The following is a 16468-nucleotide window of genomic DNA, read 5'->3' as shown; positions in this document are numbered from 1 at the left end:
GCTCGCGGGGAAATAATACAGTGAGTCATCATACTGGCACTTTTTTGGCTGGCTGACTACTCCTCATCATCACCATCGGCATGAGAGCGAATAAGCGCCATAAACTCTTTCCCGAACCGCTCGAGCTTGCGCGTGCCGACACCGTTAACGCTGAGCATTTCACCGGCGCTAAGCGGCATCTGCTCGGCCATCTCTATCAGCGTTGCGTCGTTAAAGACCACGTACGGTGGGATGTTCTCCTCATCGGCGATGGCTTTACGCAGCTTGCGCAGTTTGGCAAACAGCTTCCGGTCGTAGTTGCCGCCGTAAGATTTCTGCATTACGCGCGGCTTCAGGGCAATCACGCGCGGCACGGCGAGCTTCAGTTCAATTTCGCCGCGCAGCACCGGGCGTGCCGCTTCGGTCAGCTGCAGCGCCGAGTGCTGGGCAATGTTTTGCGTAGCGAACCCCATGTGGATCAGCTGGCGGATAATGCTGACCCAGTGCTCGTGGCTCTGGTCTTTACCGATGCCGTAGACAGGCAGCTTGTCGTGGCCCATATCACGGATACGCTGATTATTCGCGCCGCGCAGCACTTCCACCACGTAGCCCATCCCGAAGCGTTGATTGACACGATAGATCGTCGAAAGCGCCTTACGCGCGTCCATCAGGCCATCGTACTGCTTCGGTGGGTCGAGGCAGATATCGCAGTTACCGCACGATTCCTGTCGTCCTTCACCAAAGTAGTTGAGCAGCACCAGACGGCGGCAGGTTTGCGCTTCGGCAAAGGCCCCCATCGCGTTCAGCTTGTGGCGCTCAATGTCCTGCAGTTGCCCCTGCGGTTTCTCTTCCAGGCAGCGGCGCAGCCACGCCATATCCGCCGGATCGTAAAACAGCATCGCTTCCGCAGGCAGGCCATCACGCCCGGCGCGGCCCGTTTCCTGATAGTAAGATTCGATATTGCGCGGGATGTCGAAATGCACCACAAAGCGCACGTTGGGCTTGTTGATCCCCATGCCGAACGCCACCGTCGCAACAACGATTTGCAGATCGTCGCGCTGGAATTTCTCCTGCACGTCGGCGCGGATGTGGTTTTCTAACCCGGCATGATAGGCTGCGGCGCTGAAGCCACGGTTTTGCAGGCGCGCGGCGGTGTCTTCCACCTTCGCGCGGCTGTTGCAGTAGATGATGCCCGACTTGCCGCGTTGCTCCTGGACGTAGCGTAAGAGCTGATCCAGCGGCTTGAACTTCTCCATCAGCATGTAGCGGATGTTAGGGCGATCGAAGCTGCTAACCTGGATAAAGGGGTCGTTCAGCCCCAGCAGTCGGACGATATCCAGACGGGTCGTGTCATCTGCCGTGGCGGTCAGCGCCATAAAGGGCAGCGCCGGGAAGCGCTGGCGCAACTGACCGAGCGCGGCATACTCCGGACGGAAATCATGCCCCCACTGGGAGATGCAGTGCGCTTCATCCACCGCCAACAGCACCGGGTTCCAGTGCGTCAAATGGTCGAGGAAGTTATCCAGCATCAGCCGCTCTGGAGCGATATAAAGAAGACGGATCTGCCCGGTACGGCAACCGGCCATCACCTCTTGCTGCTGCTCGCGGGTTTGCGTCGAGTTCAGGCAGGCCGCTGCCACGCCGTTAGCCAGCAGCTGATCGACCTGGTCTTTCATCAACGAGATAAGCGGAGAGACCACCACCGTCAGGCCGTTAAGCACCAGCGCGGGCACCTGATAACAGAGCGACTTCCCGCCGCCGGTGGGCATCACGACCAGGCAATCACGCCCTTCGAGGACGGCATCGATGATGGTCTCCTGGCCCGGGCGGAATTGCTGGTAGCCAAAGGTCTCATGCAGAACCTGTTTAGCCAGCAATGTCTGATTCAAAACTTCCGCCTGCGCCACATTAACCACCTGCCTGAAATAAAAACAGGCGCTATTTTCAGCGCCTGAGAGAGAAACTTCAACGATTAAGACAAAAACATTCGAGGATGCTAGAAAAGATCGTTCAGCATCACGCCCACACCGACGCGGGTCTGGTTGAAGTTATAGTCGATAAGTGACTCGCCATAGCCGCTATATACCTGAGTATAAAGGCGTACATGCCTGGTCATTGGATAGCTGAGGCCAATCTCCGCACCGCCGTAGCCGGTATTCCAGTTGTACTGCCCTTTCGCGCTTAATACCGCCTCGCCCAGTTGATAACCCACGCGCAGCTGGTAATAACCCATATATTTGGTGATATCCGGGTTATCGTCGGTATCGCCTACGACGTACCAGGGCTTCACTTCAACCAGCCAGTTGCCGTTTTGCGCCGCCAGTCGGGTGTACAGACGGTTCCAGCTACGTGAGGTCGGGTCTGAACGCCCATTGGAGTCGTGGTTATAACCAAATTCCACATCGCGTAGCGTCCAGCCAGCAAATTCATAGTCAGTCGCAAAGCCGAGGAACAACTGCGGTTCGTAGTTGGTCTCGCGGAACGGCGATGATTCACCGCTGTTTGAGAGCTGCCACCAGGATTTCTGCGTATATGAGGCGCCCAGCACCGAATTCGGCCCCAGAATACCGCGCCAGAACGGGAAGGCCAGGCTCAGCTGAAATTTTACCTCATCTTTACGCGCGTTATCAGACCAGCTGTAGGTATTGATAGCCTCTTTATTCAGGTCGCTGGTGGTCGTGTATAGCAGGTAGTTAGTGTCGTACGGATAGAGCGTAAATGGGTTGTCATGCTCCTGCAGCAGGTTAGCGATGATACTCCCGCGTACCGCCGGGGCATCGTGCACCTCTTTAACGGTCGCTTCCTGCGCATAAGCTGTGAAAGGCAGCGCAACCGCTGCAAGTAACCAGACCAGATACGTCCGCATCGGTGGTGTTCTCCAGGTAGATAGTTTTTAAGAATAATTTTGCCCACCACATTCTACATATTTATTTGCCGTCTGCTGCATCCAGATGTCTTAAAGTGGTAAATCGCCTTGGCGAGGGATAAAATCAACATTTTATTAACAATAAGGATCTGTTGTGCCATGTCAGCCACGCTAACTGCGGAACAAGCTCTGAAGCTGGTCGGTGAGATTTTTGTCTATCACATGCCATTTAACCGCGCACTGGGCCTGGAGCTGGAGCGCTACGAGAAGGATTTTGCGCAGCTCAGTTTCAATAACCAGCCGATGATGGTGGGAAACTGGGCGCAGAGTATTCTGCACGGCGGGGTGATTGCCTCAGCGCTGGATGTCGCCGCCGGGCTGGTCTGCGTGGGTAGCACCTTAACGCGCCACGAGACCATCAACGAAGATGAACTGCGTCAGCGTTTATCAAGAATGGGCACGATCGATTTACGCGTTGACTACCTGCGGCCCGGCCGCGGAAATCGCTTTACCTGCACCAGCAGTCTGCTGCGGGCGGGTAACAAAGTTGCCGTTGCCCGCGTAGAGCTGCATAACGACGAGCAGGTTTATATCGCCAGCGCAACAGCCACTTATATGGTGGGTTGAGGCGAAAAAATCGGGTAAAGTGAGTTCACTTATTTGTAACGGATTTTCCCGATGGATGCTAAACAGACGCGGCAGGGCGTTTTACTCGCTCTTGCCGCTTATTTTATTTGGGGTATCGCACCGGCGTACTTCAAACTGATCGCCTACGTGCCGGCGGACGAGATCCTCACTCACCGCGTTATCTGGTCCTTCTTCTTTATGATTGCGCTGATGAGTATTAGCCGTCAGTGGTCGGGCGTTAAAACGCTGCTCAAAACGCCGAAAAAGGTCTTTCTACTGGCGCTCTCTGCCGTGTTAATTGGCGGCAACTGGCTGCTGTTCATCTGGGCAGTGAATAACCATCACATGCTCGAAGCAAGCCTGGGTTATTTTATTAACCCGCTGGTGAACATTGTGCTGGGGATGATTTTCCTCGGCGAGCGCTTCCGCCGGATGCAGTGGGTGGCGGTACTTCTCGCCTTCTGCGGGGTGCTGGTCCAGCTATGGACGTTCGGCTCGCTGCCTGTCATTGCGCTGGGGCTGGCGTTCAGCTTTGCTTTCTACGGCCTGGTGCGCAAAAAAATCGCCGTCGAAGCCCAGACCGGAATGCTGTTCGAAACTTTGTGGCTGTTGCCAGTCGCCGCGATTTATCTGTTTGGCATTGCCGATAGCGCCACCAGCCATATGGGCGGCAATCCATGGTCGCTGAACCTGATGCTGATGGCCGCAGGTGTCGTCACTACGATCCCGCTGCTGTGCTTTACCGGTGCGGCAACGCGCCTGCGCCTCTCCACGCTGGGCTTCTTCCAGTACATCGGCCCCACGCTGATGTTCCTGCTGGCGGTGGTGTTTTACGGTGAAGTACCGGGTGCGGATAAGATGGTGACGTTTGCGTTTATCTGGGTCGCACTGGCGATTTTCGTTGCCGATGCGATTTATACCCAGCGTCGCGTAAAAAGAGGATTGTAGTATTTCACCCTCTCCCCATGGAGAGGGTGATGTGCTTACAGCCAGTTACGGCGCTTGAAGTAGAGGTAAGGCGCCAGCCCGGCGAGGATCATAAAGACAATCGCGCCCGGATAGCCAAAGCTCCACTTCAGCTCCGGCATAAACTCAAAGTTCATTCCGTAGCTTGAGGCCACCAGCGTCGGTGGCAGGAACACGACCGATACCACCGAGAAGATCTTGATGATGCGGTTCTGCTCGATGTTGATAAAGCCCATTGCCGCCTGCATCAGGAAGTTCACCTTCTGGAACAGGGATTCGTTGTGCGGCAACAGGGATTCGATATCGCGCAGGATCTCACGCGCCTGCTCCAGTTGGCCACCCGGCAGACGCGCCTTGCGTACCAGGAAGTTCAGCGCGCGCTGGGTATCCATCAGACACAAACGTACCTTCCAGCCAATATCTTCCAGCTCGGCCAGCGTCGAGAGTGCTTCGTCATACTCATCGCCCTGGTGCCCTTCCATAATGACGCGGCTCAGCTTTTCCAGATCGCTGTAGATATTTTCAATCTCGTCTGCCAGCTGTTCAATTTTGGTTTCAAACAGATCCAGCAGCAGTTCGTAAGCGTTCCCGTCCACCATCGCCTGGCTGCGGGCCCGCATGCGGTAGAGGCGAAACGCGGGCAGTTCCCTTTCGCGCAGCGTGAACAGGCGCCCATCACGGATGGTAAATGCCACGGTGGAGTTGCCAGCGTGATCTTCGGCATCTTCAAAGAAGAAGAAGGAGTGAATATGCAGGCCGTCTTCGTCCTCGAAGAAACGGGCGGATGCTTCGATGTCTTCCAGTTCCGGTCGGGTGGCCAGACTCTGCCCGAGCTCTGACTGAACGCGTGTACGTTCCTCGTCATCCGGCTCGACCAGATCCACCCATACGGCATCAATGAGGGGTTGTGACTCCTCGGCTTCAAGCCGGGTTAGTCGGTTGTTTTCCAGTTGAAATGCGCTCAGCATGACCGGGACTCCCAATGCAAAAAATATCGGACAGTTCGGTGGGCACACAGAAACAAATTGGGTTTCAGACCATTAAACAGCCTGACTCAGCGCGACGGGAATAATGCAGTCGCTGACAACCACTAAGGCCATCAGCGTGAGGAGATAGCCTTAGGAGTTGTTCCTGGATGACAGGGAATTGAGCCAGTATCTACTGGGTGTGTCCAAGGCGAATGTCCTCTTAGCGTAATCGTGCGCGCATGTTACGCCAGCAATAACTGCGGCGTCAACACGCAACGGAACGCTGAAGAGCAATAAATCACCCTCAACGTATAAGGCTAGCAGATAATTACAAAATTATGATGTTTTTCTGAAAGTTACACCGCTTCCAGCTTCGCGTAAGCGGCCACCAGCCATTTAATTCCCTGGCCCTGAAACGCGACCTGCAGGCGACTGTGCTCGCCGCTGCCTTCCAGATTGACGATGGTGCCCTCGCCAAATTTAGCATGGCGGACACGCTGCCCCAGCTTGTACCCCGTGTCGTTTTCAGAGACGGGCGTTCCCATACGCTGATGGCTGACCGGACGGCTGATGCTGGCGCGCAGGCGTACCTCTTCCACGCACGCTTCTGGCAGCTCGCCAATAAAACGTGACGGGCGATGATAGACCTCTTTGCCGTACAGACGACGGGTTTCGGCGTAGGTGAGCGTCAGCTTCTGCATTGCACGCGTCACCCCCACGTAGGCCAGGCGACGCTCTTCTTCCAGACGACCGCCCTCATCCAGCGACATCTGGCTGGGGAACATCCCCTCTTCCATCCCGACGATGAACACCTGCGGGAACTCCAGCCCTTTCGCGGAGTGCAGGGTCATAAGTTGCACCGCGTCCTGCCAGGTATCCGCCTGCCCTTCGCCCGCTTCCAGCGCGGCGTGAGAGAGGAATGCCTGCAGCGGCATCAGGTCTTCGTCTTCTTCGTTGTAGCTGAACTGGCGCGTTGCCGTCACCAGCTCCTCTAAGTTTTCGATACGGGTCTGTCCTTTCTCGCCCTTTTCCTGCTCATACATGGTGCGCAGGCCGGAATCTTTAATCACCCGGTCGGTCTGCACGTGCAGCGGCATGTCGGCGGTCTCTTGCGCCAGCGCTTCGATAAGCTCGAGGAAACGCTGCAGGGCGCTGGCGGCACGCCCGGCGAGGGCTCTCTCCTGTAATAACTCGCGACAGGCCTGCCATAACGTGAGCTGACGTTCACGCGAGGTCTGACGCACCACGTCCAGGGTACGATCGCCGATCCCGCGCGTCGGGGTATTCACCACGCGCTCAAAGGCGGCATCGTCATTACGGTTGGCAATCAGGCGCAGATAGGAGAGCGCATCTTTGATCTCCTGGCGCTCGAAGAAGCGCATGCCCCCGTAAATGCGGTACGGCATGCTCACCTGCAGCAGCGCCTCTTCCAGCACACGCGACTGGGCGTTGCTGCGATAGAGAATAGCGCACTGCTCCAGCGCGCCGCCGTTGTCCTGCCAGGTCTTGATGCGGTTCACCACAAACCGCGCTTCATCGAGTTCGTTGAACGCGCAGTAAAGAGAGATTGGCTCGCCATCGACGCCGTCGGTCCAGAGCTTTTTGCCCAAACGCCCGTTGTTGTTCTCAATCAGGGCGTTGGCCGCGCTCAGAATGTTGCTGGTTGAACGGTAGTTCTGTTCCAGGCGGATGGTCTGCGCACCGGGGAAGTCGTTGAGGAAGCGCTGGATATTTTCAACCTGCGCCCCGCGCCAGCCGTAGATCGACTGGTCGTCATCGCCAACGATCATCACCTTGCCAGTATCGCCCGCCAGCAGGCGGATCCACGCGTACTGAATGTTGTTGGTATCCTGGAATTCGTCCACCAGGATGTTGGTAAAGCGCTCGCGATAGTGCTGCAAAATATGCGGCTTGTTGAGCCACAGCTCATGGGCACGCAGCAGCAGCTCAGCGAAGTCAACCAACCCCGCACGGTCACAAGCTTCCTGATAGGCCTGGTAAACCTTCTGCCAGGTCTGCTCGACCGGATTACCGAAACTCTGGATATGGTGTGGGCGTAGCCCTTCGTCTTTCTGGCCGTTGATGTACCACATCGCCTGACGCGGCGGCCACTGCTTCTCATCAAGGTTCATCGCCTTGATCAAGCGCTTAAGCAGACGCAGCTGGTCTTCGCTATCGAGGATCTGAAAATCCTGCGGCAGGTTAGCATCCAGATGGTGAGCGCGCAGCAGGCGATGCGCCAGGCCGTGGAAAGTCCCCACCCACATACCGCCCTGGCTGGTGCCCATCAGTTGGGTGATACGGTGGCGCATCTCCGCCGCCGCCTTGTTGGTGAAGGTCACCGCCATGATGGAGTAAGGCGAGCAGTTTTCTACGCTCTGTAACCAGGCGATACGGTGCACTAACACACGCGTCTTACCACTCCCCGCCCCTGCCAGCACCAGCAGGTTAGTGCGCGAGGCGGCAACCGCATCACGCTGTTTATCATTAAGGCTGTCGAGAAGGTAAGAAACGTCCATTGGCACCGCCAGAAGTGAGCTGCCCGGCGGCGCTTGCCACCGGACATACTGTTAATTTATACAATACTGCTGGTGATTATATCAGCGTCGTGAGGGATGCCAACCGCGAAATTTCCACGTGTGGCAGCAGGCGGCTGTCGAAAGCCTGCATCAGGTCGGCGTTTTCAGGCTTGATCCAGCAAGCCTGCATGCCACAGCGGATCGCCCCCGCCACGTCGGTGGTGAGGTCATCGCCCACGTGCAGGATCTCGCCCAGCGGTACGTTGAGTCTTTTCGCCGCCAGATGGTACATGTCGTTGAACGGCTTCGAGCGTCCGTCCGGGCCGGCACGCAGTACAAATTCGAAGTAATCACCCAGGCCAAAGAGCTCTGGCTGAGCATTGCCGTTGGTGATAGCCACCAGCGGCCACTTTTCGGCAAGCGCGGCAAGGGTATCGTGCGTCTCTTGCGGCACATCGATACGGCTACGCCATTTAGCAAAATGCGCCATCGACGCCTCCGCGCCCAGAGCCGCTTCGGACGCCGTGAGGCCGGCATCCAGCATCGCCTGTTCAACTGCCCGACGCCGCCATTCGGTGACATCGTGATAAATATCCGGTTCAGTCTCCCGTAACGCCTGGCGCAGGCGATGAAACTCGCTGTTTTGCAGCGTTTTTAACGCCGGGTGATAGTTCTGAACAAAGCTCAGCGCTTCCTGCTCGGTGCGCAGGATCACCTGACGGTTATCGTACAGCGTGTCATCGAGATCAAAGGTCAGCGCAGAAATCTGGCCGACCGGACGGTAAAAACGCATTATTTCCCCCGTTTGGCGCGTGGATGCGCCGCGTCGTACACCGAGGCAAGGTGTTGAAAATCGAGATGGGTATAGATTTGAGTGGTGGATAAATTGGCATGCCCCAATAACTCCTGAACGCCGCGCAGATCGCCGCTGGACTCCAGCATATGAGAGGCGAAGGAGTGGCGCAGTTTGTGAGGATGCACATGGCTGTTCAGCCCCTGCTTGATGCCCCACTCGGCGAAGCGTTTTTGCACGTTACGCGCCGAGATGCGCTTGCCCAGCTTCGAGAGAAACAGCGCATCGTCGTCGGCACCAAACAGCCCGCGCAGATCCAGCCAGTGTTCAATCCAGACGACGGCGTTGCGGCCAATCGGCAGACGGCGCTCTTTGCTCCCCTTGCCCATCACCCACACTTCACCGGTGTCGAGATCGAGATGTTTGCTGTCCAGGTTCACCAGTTCAGAGAGTCGCAGGCCGGCGCCATACATCACTTCCAGCATCGCCCTGTCGCGCACCGCCAGCGGATCGTTAAGGTCGATATTCAGCAGGCGGTTAACGTCATCCACATCGATATTTTTAGGCAGATGACGCGGTGCTTTCGGCGCGGAGATGCCTTTCGCCGGATTGGCCGTGAGTTCGCCCTGAGCCACCAGCCAGTCAAAGAAGCTACGTAATGCCGAGAGACGTAACGCCAGGCTCGCCGGGCCAAGGCCTTTGCGGCGGCTGCGTACGGCAAATCCCCGTACCGTGGCAGCATCGCACTGCTGCCAGCTTTGCAGACCGCTCTCTTCCGCAATCTGCATGATGGCATCCAGCTGACGCTGATAATTCTTAAGCGTAATGGGGCTGAGCTGGCGCTCAACGCCCAGGTAGCGCATAAAGCGCGTCACGGCGGGAGTTAGCGAGGCCCCGGTCATAGGCGCTCGACCCAGCGCTCCAGCAGTTCTGGTAACATCAAAGCGATCTCCTGGAGCAGCTGAGTGCCCTGTCCCTGCTGATAATGCTGCGCGTCCCGGCTGGTAAAGAGTATCACGCCAAGATCGCCGTCACGTCCCATCAGCGACATCGCCACCGAACCGATGGCTTTAGCCTCCGGTAGCACCACCAGCAGTTCCGGTCCGTTGAGCGTACCCAGATAGTGATGCTCTCTGCCCAGACGCTGGATGCGCAACGGTTCGAAGGCCTGACGGTTCAGTGCCAGATGGGTAAAGCCAGAAGGCGCACCGATGCGCCAACGGTCAGGGAACAGGCGGATCGTTGCGCCTGCCAACCCCAGTTCGCGGGCCCAGCGATGGAAACGGTTGAGGAATTCGTCCAGGCTGCTGGCAGATGCCAGCCGGGACTGCAGATGCAGCAGCCGGTAGAAGAGGCTCTCATTGCTGGTGGCTTGTTCCATCAGCAGAGAGATATTCTCTTCCAGATGCGAGATCTGATGACGCGAGCGCGCCATATGCCACTCGACCAGTGACACGGTTTCGCGAACCGGATGCGGTACACGCATCTGTTCGACAACGCGCGCATTGCGGATAAAAAACTCAGGATGGCGCAGCAGATAATCAACAACCGCCCGATCGTCCAGCTCTGTCAGTGACTCCTGCAGTTCTTCCCCTGGTTGCTTCATAGATGAATAAATCCGTCGTAAACATGTGCCGCCGGGCCGGTCATATACAGTGGGTGACCCGGGCCTTTCCAGGCAATATCCAGTCGGCCGCCGGGTAACTCCACGCGAACCTCTTCTGCCAGTAACCCTTGTGAGATACCTACCGCAACGGCGGCACACGCGCCGCTGCCGCATGCTTGTGTCTCACCCGCACCACGCTCATACACGCGCAGCCGGATATGCTCGTTTTTCACTACCTGCATAAAGCCGATATTGGCGCGCTCCGGGAAACGTTCATGGCTTTCCAGTATCGGGCCAAGGGTTTCGACGGCGGCGGTAGTGACATCATCAACCTGAATCACACAGTGGGGATTACCCATGGAGACCACGCCGCACAAGACTGTCTGTTCCGCGGCGCGCATGATATAGGTCTTTTCCGCTTTGTTGGCGCGAAACGGCACCTGCGAGGGCTCAAACTGCGGCTCACCCATGTTAACCCGCACCAGTTCATCATCGGTAACGCTAAGCACCATGCGGCCATTGGCGGTGCTGACGCGAATGTCACGCTTGTTGGTCAGCCCTTTCAGGCGGACAAAGCGGGCAAAACAGCGCGCACCGTTGCCGCATTGAGAGACTTCGCTGCCATCCGCGTTAAAAATGCGGTAATGAAAATCGAGATCCGGATCGTAGGGGGGTTCAACCACCAACAGTTGGTCAAAACCCACGCCCAGGTGTCTGTCTGACAGACGGCGAATCAGCTCCGGGGAAAAGAAGACATTCTGCGTTACCGCGTCGACGACCATAAAATCGTTGCCAAGGCCATGCATTTTAGAGAACTGCATCATTTGCTCCATTGCGCGGGTACAGAACGGGTCGTCAGTAGTTCACCTGAGTCGGGCCGCCGTTGTCGCCACGATCGTTACTGACCGGGGTGGTTGACTCAATATGGCTCTCCACCGGCCGGGTTGGCGGCGGCGCCGTTTTATCCGCGGGTGGGAAATAGAGCGGCCCCTTCAGACCACAGCCGGTCAGGCTCAGCAGCGTGAGGAGAACGGCCAGCGTTCCAAAAACGTTTTTCATTATTTAGTTGCCTGTAAGTTCGTGCTTTATGCTTTCTATCATCGCAGGAGAAGACACAAAAGCAAGAGTTTGCCGCTTACCTGCAACGGGAATTATTTAGCGTTATACTGCCGCCATCACGAAAAACAGGAACAGACCCATGAATGACAGTGAATTCCATCGCCTTGCAGACGACCTGTGGCAGACCATTGAAGAGCGCCTGGACGACTGGGACGGCGACAGCGATATCGATTGTGAAATCAACGGCGGCGTGCTGACCATCAGCTTCGAAAACGGCACTAAAATCATCATTAACCGTCAAGAGCCGCTGCATCAGGTGTGGCTGGCGACCAAACAGGGCGGCTACCATTTCGATCTGAAAGGTGATGAGTGGATTTGTGACCGTAGCGGCGAGCGCTTCTGGGATCTGCTGGAACAGGCGGCGACCGCCCAGGCAGGTGAGAAAGTCAGCTTTAGCTAACGCGTTTTAGCCCGGTAGCGTCACGCTTACCGGGCCCGACTACGAGAAATACTGCTGCAGCAGCGGTGCGCCGGCGTCCTGATTCGCGGGGGCGGCAGCAATTACCTGCGTACGGAACGGAATCACCTGAGCACGGCCATCCACTTTCACAATCTGGTAGAACTGCGGCAGGTTAAAGTTGATAAAACTGGAGCCGTAGGTGAAGCGATCGTGCGATGAGGAGTAGAAGCGGCTCACGTCGCGTACCAGCTCCTCTTTGCTGCCTTCACAGTGGTGATAAACTTCGGCGCGGTTGGTCTCATCCAGGATATAGATGTTAAACCCGGCGTCATCCCCCACCTCTTCAAAGAAGAACTGAATAATCCCTTCACTGGCAAAGCCATCCACCACCTGCGGCAACTTCACGTGGTTGGTTTCTACCTGCACCGACAAGCCATGCAGCTTATTATGGGAAATCGCGCCGTAAAACTCGATGGCGTTTTCCAGTTTCTGCACCGATACGTTCAGGCGCTCGAAGAACAGCCCCCAGGTCTGGCCGGAGACACGCAGCGCTTTGAAGCGGCCAGTTTCATGGCGGGTGCTTGAAAGACGCAATTCGATACACTCGGAGACCAGTTGCTGCACGCGGGTACGGATCAAACCGCGCAGGTGCTGGCTATAGCAGAACACCTCGACGCTGTCCGGCGGAGCCGCATCCTGGTGCATCTTGCCGAGAATGGTCTTCAGCGCTTCGATCATCGCCTGCTCGCCGTTGAAGTGCAGCGTACGCACTTCGTTCCAGGAGTTGCGATAGAGCAGGTCGATACTGCCTACCAGGCAATTTTGCTGCTCGCCAAAGCTAAAGACATCCAGCTTGCGGAAATCAAAGTGAACCACCTGATTGCGGAAGGCCGCCGTCGGGTCGTACTCCAGGTTAACGATGATCGCCAGATGGCGAATTTCGCACGGACTGTAGAGCGCTTTTGGCGTCGGTGCCGGCAGACGCAGCGGGAAGTGGCTCGATACGTCCGCGACCATCTCCTGCAGCTTGGCTAAGTCGACGACCTCATTGCCTTTGATAAACAGCCGGGTGCGCGACGTCAGCAGGCCATTGAACCAGGCCCAGGCCACCAGCTTGTTCAGGTAGCGGTTATATTCCAGCGGCTGATGGCTGATAATCGAATCCATGCTTGGCGCACGGTTATACAGATACCACCCGGTGCGGTTCGCGCGGCCCGGCGGTACATAGATAAAGGTCAGATTCGGTTCAGACAGGTCTGGCGAAATCTGCGGGTTAACCAGCGTGACTTTACCCGGCAGCGCTTCAAACGCAGCGTACAGTTTACGGGTCAACACCCCAATATCCTGCGGACTGGCGGAAACGCTGAGGTTGTTGCGTCGAGCAAAGCGAATCAGGTTACGGTAGCTCTGCATCATGGCATCGAGCAGTTCATTATGCGCTTCTCGCACCTGATCGATCTTCCAGTTGGCGCGATTGTCGAGCATTGCCAGCCGCTCTTCGTCCCATCCCCACTCTTTGACCAGTTGACTGACTACTTCACGACGCCAGCCCACGCAGGCCCGTTCGCGGCTCAGCTTCTCACAGACTTTGAGATAGAAACAGCGACGCACCAGGTCCAGACGGGTGGTGTCGTCAATGGCTTTCAGGTATTCCGTCACGCGCTCCAGCATCATGCAGTAGGCATCGAGCCCGAAGGAGACAATCTCCCCGTCGTGCAGACGCTGCTTGATGTCTTTCGCCAGCAGGCGCGGCGTAGGATATTCCCAGGAGTAGGTTTCGAGGAGCAGGGTTTTCAACACCGCTTTGTACGGTGAGTCGATACTTTTATAGAGCTGCCAGAGGCTGGCGCCAAAATACTCTTCAGCGGAAAGGGAGCTTAAGCCGCCCAGGTCCAGCCACTCGTTTGGCGTCAGCACACCCTGAGAATAGAGCGACATGACGTAATCGTCGTAATGCTCTTCTTCATCGCACGGCACCATATTCCACAGAATACGCTTACCGGCCAGGCGAACAGCACTACGGTAAAATTCATCCAGCAACAGCATATGCTGAGTCGAGCCGCAGTCTTCACCACCCAGACTGCCGCTTTCGTTATGACGGAATCGGTTTTCATCAATCAGGAAGAAGCTCACTTCCACACCGAGCGATGCCGCCCAGCTCTCCAGCAGGCTGCATTTACGCTGCAACAGCTGGCGCTCTTCGTTATCAAGCCAGGATTGATGGCAGACCCAGATATCCAGGTCAGAAGAACAGCTTTGTCCTACCGATGAGGTACTGCCCATTGTGTAAACGCCGGTGATCGGCAGTTCACCTTTCGGAGAGTCTTGTGGCGGCATGCCACGGTAGAGTTCCAGCTCGTTCAGATAGTGCTGTTGGGTTTCATCAGGCGTGAAAAGACAGATGCCTCTGGGAACGTTACCGTCCAGGTAGCCTGGCATCAGCGGATGGTGATAGTGCAACAATGTCGGCAGTAGACTGTAAACCTGCTGGAAAGCGGGTCCCATTGCAGCAAGCGCGCGATCTACGCGCAGTTGGTTAATGGCATCCAGTCTCTGTTTCAGAGTCTCAATATAGAGGTACAAGACGTATCGCCTGATGTTCTGAAGGCGTTGCCGTTGGCGGGGCCGCGAGAAACGCATTCACACTATTTCAAAAATAAACCGTCACTTTTCGCCCTGGGTCATTATGGTCATAACGACGAAAAAATGGTCTAAAACGTGATCAATTTAACACCTTGCCGATTGACCGTAAAGAAAGATGCGCTACATACAAGTGTAGCACCGTTCTGTACGTGTAAATTCCTGAATACGGCGCCAGGCAACTTGTGCCGCTGCCTTGTCCCTCTTCCCATCATCGTCCGTAAAACTGCCATCACAGAGACAACAATGTTAGGATGGTCAGTAGACGAAAATGACGGTAACAAGCATGTTAGACAATGTTTTAAGAATTGCCACACGCCAAAGCCCTCTTGCGCTCTGGCAGGCACATTATGTAAAGCAGCGCCTCGAAGCCTACCACGCCGATCTCCATGTTGAGCTGGTTCCTATGGTGACGCGGGGCGATGTGATCCTCGATACGCCGCTGGCCAAGGTGGGCGGTAAAGGGCTGTTTGTCAAAGAGCTGGAACTGGCCCTGCTCGAAGGCCGTGCCGATATTGCCGTTCACTCCATGAAAGACGTTCCGGTTGAGTTTCCCGAAGGGCTGGGCCTGGTCACGATTTGCGAGCGTGAAGATCCGCGCGATGCGTTTGTCTCCAACCACTTCGCCTCGCTTGACGCGTTGCCTCAGGGCAGCGTGGTTGGCACGTCAAGTTTACGCCGCCAGTGTCAGCTGGCCGAGCGGCGCCCGGATCTGGTTATCCGATCGCTGCGCGGCAACGTGGGTACCCGCCTGAGCAAACTTGATAACGGCGACTATGATGCCATCATCCTTGCGGTCGCTGGGCTGAAACGTCTGGGGCTGGAGTCACGCGTACGCGTGGCGTTGCCACCCGAACTCTCTCTGCCTGCGGTGGGCCAGGGTGCGGTGGGTATTGAGTGCCGTCTCGACGACCAACACACCCGTGACCTGCTCGCCCCGCTCAATCACGATGAGACCGCGATTCGTGTCCAGGCGGAGCGCGCCATGAATACCCGCCTCGAAGGCGGCTGTCAGGTGCCGATTGGCAGCTATGCTGAATTAAAGAATGATGAGCTGTGGCTGCGGGCGCTGGTTGGCGCCCCGGACGGCTCTAAAATGGTGCGCGGTGAACGTCGCGGTAAGCCGCAAGATGCCGAGCAGCTTGGCGTATCGCTCGCTGAGGAGCTGCTCGATAACGGCGCGCGCGAGATCCTGGCAGACGTTTATAACGGAGAACCCCCGGCATGAGTATTCTCGTCACCCGCCCTTCTCCCGCAGGAGAGCAGTTAGTGAGCCGTCTGCGCGCACTGGGGCAGGTGGCATGGAGCTTTCCGCTGATTGAGTTCTCTCAGGGAAGGGAGCTGCCTCTGCTCACAGAGCAGCTTCACGCCCTACGGGAAGGCGACCTGCTTTTTGCGCTGTCGCAACATGCCGTGGAGTTTGCCCATGCGCAATTGCAACAGGAAGGCCAAACCTGGCCGCTCTCCCCCGGCTACTTCGCCATTGGCCGAACCACCGCGCTGGCCCTGCATACCGTTAGCGGAATCGATATTCGCTATCCGCGGGATCGGGAGACCAGCGAAGTGTTGCTACAATTACCTGAATTACAGTCTGTTGCAGGAAAGCGCGCACTGATTCTGCGCGGAAACGGCGGGCGTGAGCTGTTGGGTGAAACGCTTCGCGAGCGCGGCGCAGAGGTGAAATTCTGCGAATGTTATCAACGTTGTACCAGGCATTATGATGGTGCGGAAGAGGCCATGCGCTGGCATCAACGCGGCGTGACAACGCTGGTGATCACCAGCGGTGAAATGCTGCAACAGCTCTGGTCGCTCATTCCACCATGGTATCGTGAAAACTGGTTACTCCGCTGTCGGCTGATTGTCGTCAGTGAGCGTCTGGCGAACCTCGCCCGGGAACTGGGCTGGCAAGATATTAGGGTCGCTGATAACGCCGACAACGATGCGCTGCTGCGCGCATTACAATAACTCTCATAATGGGAAGCCAT

General features: G+C 56.7%; 16 protein-coding genes. 5 read left to right on the top strand and 11 right to left on the bottom strand.

Annotated elements, in window-relative coordinates; genetic code table 11:
• Positions 1-56: 56 nt before the first annotated feature.
• Entirely contained in the window at positions 57-1886 is a 1830-nt protein-coding gene (gene recQ / locus B3B59_RS17670) for an ATP-dependent DNA helicase RecQ (protein ID WP_040078116.1), read from the bottom strand.
• 89 nt (positions 1887-1975) lie between these two features.
• Positions 1976-2845, bottom strand: coding sequence for a phospholipase A (pldA, locus tag B3B59_RS17665; protein ID WP_286809635.1), 870 nt, complete (start codon positions 2843-2845; stop codon positions 1976-1978).
• Between the two features lie 159 nt (positions 2846-3004).
• On the opposite strand from pldA, the gene yigI reads away from it, so the two are divergent.
• Together yigI and rarD are read left to right on the top strand one after the other, a co-directional pair.
• Positions 3005-3472, top strand: coding sequence for an acyl-CoA thioesterase YigI (gene yigI, locus B3B59_RS17660; RefSeq protein ID WP_040078113.1), 468 nt, complete (start codon positions 3005-3007; stop codon positions 3470-3472).
• Between the two features lie 51 nt (positions 3473-3523).
• Entirely contained in the window at positions 3524-4420 is an 897-nt protein-coding gene (gene rarD, locus B3B59_RS17655; RefSeq protein ID WP_046886532.1) for an EamA family transporter RarD, read from the top strand.
• A 35-nt stretch (positions 4421-4455) separates the two neighbouring features.
• Here rarD and corA read toward each other — a convergent pair whose 3' ends face one another.
• The 8 genes from corA to lptM form a co-directional block, all read right to left on the bottom strand.
• On the bottom strand, positions 4456-5406 hold the full coding sequence (corA, locus tag B3B59_RS17650; protein WP_040078111.1) for a magnesium/cobalt transporter CorA: 951 nt from the start codon (positions 5404-5406) through the stop codon (positions 4456-4458).
• A gap of 150 nt (positions 5407-5556) precedes the next feature.
• Positions 5557-5613, bottom strand: coding sequence for a YsgD/CorL family protein (gene ysgD, locus B3B59_RS17645; protein WP_212743980.1), 57 nt, complete (start codon positions 5611-5613; stop codon positions 5557-5559).
• Positions 5614-5762: 149 nt separating this feature from the next.
• On the bottom strand, positions 5763-7925 hold the full coding sequence (gene uvrD, locus B3B59_RS17640; RefSeq protein WP_040078109.1) for a DNA helicase II: 2163 nt from the start codon (positions 7923-7925) through the stop codon (positions 5763-5765).
• A gap of 76 nt (positions 7926-8001) precedes the next feature.
• Positions 8002-8718, bottom strand: a complete 717-nt coding sequence (yigB, locus tag B3B59_RS17635; protein ID WP_040078108.1) for a 5-amino-6-(5-phospho-D-ribitylamino)uracil phosphatase YigB — start codon at positions 8716-8718, stop codon at positions 8002-8004.
• Entirely contained in the window at positions 8718-9620 is a 903-nt protein-coding gene (xerC, locus tag B3B59_RS17630) for a tyrosine recombinase XerC (RefSeq protein ID WP_286809634.1), read from the bottom strand. Before xerC ends, yigB begins: the two co-directional genes overlap by 1 nt.
• A complete protein-coding gene (locus B3B59_RS17625) occupies positions 9617-10324 on the bottom strand; it encodes a DUF484 domain-containing protein (RefSeq protein WP_040078105.1) in 708 nt (235 codons plus the stop codon). The genes xerC and B3B59_RS17625 overlap by 4 nt, the downstream gene beginning before the upstream one ends.
• On the bottom strand, positions 10321-11145 hold the full coding sequence (gene dapF, locus B3B59_RS17620; RefSeq protein ID WP_040078104.1) for a diaminopimelate epimerase: 825 nt from the start codon (positions 11143-11145) through the stop codon (positions 10321-10323). Before dapF ends, B3B59_RS17625 begins: the two co-directional genes overlap by 4 nt.
• Before the next feature lie 34 nt (positions 11146-11179).
• Entirely contained in the window at positions 11180-11383 is a 204-nt protein-coding gene (gene lptM / locus B3B59_RS17615) for an LPS translocon maturation chaperone LptM (RefSeq protein WP_040078103.1), read from the bottom strand.
• A gap of 139 nt (positions 11384-11522) precedes the next feature.
• Between lptM and cyaY the strand changes: the two genes are divergently transcribed.
• Entirely contained in the window at positions 11523-11843 is a 321-nt protein-coding gene (gene cyaY / locus B3B59_RS17610) for an iron donor protein CyaY (protein WP_286809633.1), read from the top strand.
• Positions 11844-11882: 39 nt separating this feature from the next.
• On the opposite strand, the gene cyaA is transcribed toward cyaY, so the two are convergent.
• Positions 11883-14426 (bottom strand): class I adenylate cyclase, encoded by a 2544-nt coding sequence (gene cyaA, locus B3B59_RS17605; protein ID WP_040078101.1) that lies wholly within the window; start codon positions 14424-14426, stop codon positions 11883-11885.
• 343 nt (positions 14427-14769) lie between these two features.
• On the opposite strand from cyaA, the gene hemC reads away from it, so the two are divergent.
• Both hemC and hemD read left to right on the top strand, forming a co-directional pair.
• The gene (hemC, locus tag B3B59_RS17600) at positions 14770-15711 is read left to right on the top strand and encodes a hydroxymethylbilane synthase (protein ID WP_040078100.1); all 942 of its coding nucleotides are present in this window, start codon (positions 14770-14772) and stop codon (positions 15709-15711) included.
• The gene (gene hemD / locus B3B59_RS17595; RefSeq protein WP_046886529.1) at positions 15708-16448 is read left to right on the top strand and encodes a uroporphyrinogen-III synthase; all 741 of its coding nucleotides are present in this window, start codon (positions 15708-15710) and stop codon (positions 16446-16448) included. Before hemC ends, hemD begins: the two co-directional genes overlap by 4 nt.
• Positions 16449-16468 lie beyond the last annotated feature (20 nt).

The sequence above is a fragment of the Leclercia sp. UBA2479 genome (assembly GCF_002341985.1).
In the GTDB taxonomy this organism is placed as follows: Bacteria; Pseudomonadota; Gammaproteobacteria; order Enterobacterales; family Enterobacteriaceae; genus Enterobacter; species Enterobacter pneumoniae.
The sequence above is the reverse complement of the archived record's forward strand: the minus strand, read 5'-3'. Positions and strand labels throughout refer to the sequence as shown.

What these genes read in the sequence shown, in the direction of transcription:
- B3B59_RS17625 (WP_040078105.1), bottom strand. Translation starts at nt 10,324, where the DNA reads ATGAAGCAACCAGGGGAAGAACTGCAGGAGTCACTGACAGAGCTGGAC.
- lptM (WP_040078103.1), bottom strand. Translation starts at nt 11,383, where the DNA reads ATGAAAAACGTTTTTGGAACGCTGGCCGTTCTCCTCACGCTGCTGAGC.
- rarD (WP_046886532.1), top strand. Translation starts at nt 3,524, where the DNA reads ATGGATGCTAAACAGACGCGGCAGGGCGTTTTACTCGCTCTTGCCGCT.
- uvrD (WP_040078109.1), bottom strand. Translation starts at nt 7,925, where the DNA reads ATGGACGTTTCTTACCTTCTCGACAGCCTTAATGATAAACAGCGTGAT.
- pldA (WP_286809635.1), bottom strand. Translation starts at nt 2,845, where the DNA reads ATGCGGACGTATCTGGTCTGGTTACTTGCAGCGGTTGCGCTGCCTTTC.
- cyaY (WP_286809633.1), top strand. Translation starts at nt 11,523, where the DNA reads ATGAATGACAGTGAATTCCATCGCCTTGCAGACGACCTGTGGCAGACC.
- dapF (WP_040078104.1), bottom strand. Translation starts at nt 11,145, where the DNA reads ATGCAGTTCTCTAAAATGCATGGCCTTGGCAACGATTTTATGGTCGTC.
- yigI (WP_040078113.1), top strand. Translation starts at nt 3,005, where the DNA reads ATGTCAGCCACGCTAACTGCGGAACAAGCTCTGAAGCTGGTCGGTGAG.
- hemC (WP_040078100.1), top strand. Translation starts at nt 14,770, where the DNA reads ATGTTAGACAATGTTTTAAGAATTGCCACACGCCAAAGCCCTCTTGCG.
- yigB (WP_040078108.1), bottom strand. Translation starts at nt 8,718, where the DNA reads ATGCGTTTTTACCGTCCGGTCGGCCAGATTTCTGCGCTGACCTTTGAT.
- hemD (WP_046886529.1), top strand. Translation starts at nt 15,708, where the DNA reads ATGAGTATTCTCGTCACCCGCCCTTCTCCCGCAGGAGAGCAGTTAGTG.
- xerC (WP_286809634.1), bottom strand. Translation starts at nt 9,620, where the DNA reads ATGACCGGGGCCTCGCTAACTCCCGCCGTGACGCGCTTTATGCGCTAC.
- corA (WP_040078111.1), bottom strand. Translation starts at nt 5,406, where the DNA reads ATGCTGAGCGCATTTCAACTGGAAAACAACCGACTAACCCGGCTTGAA.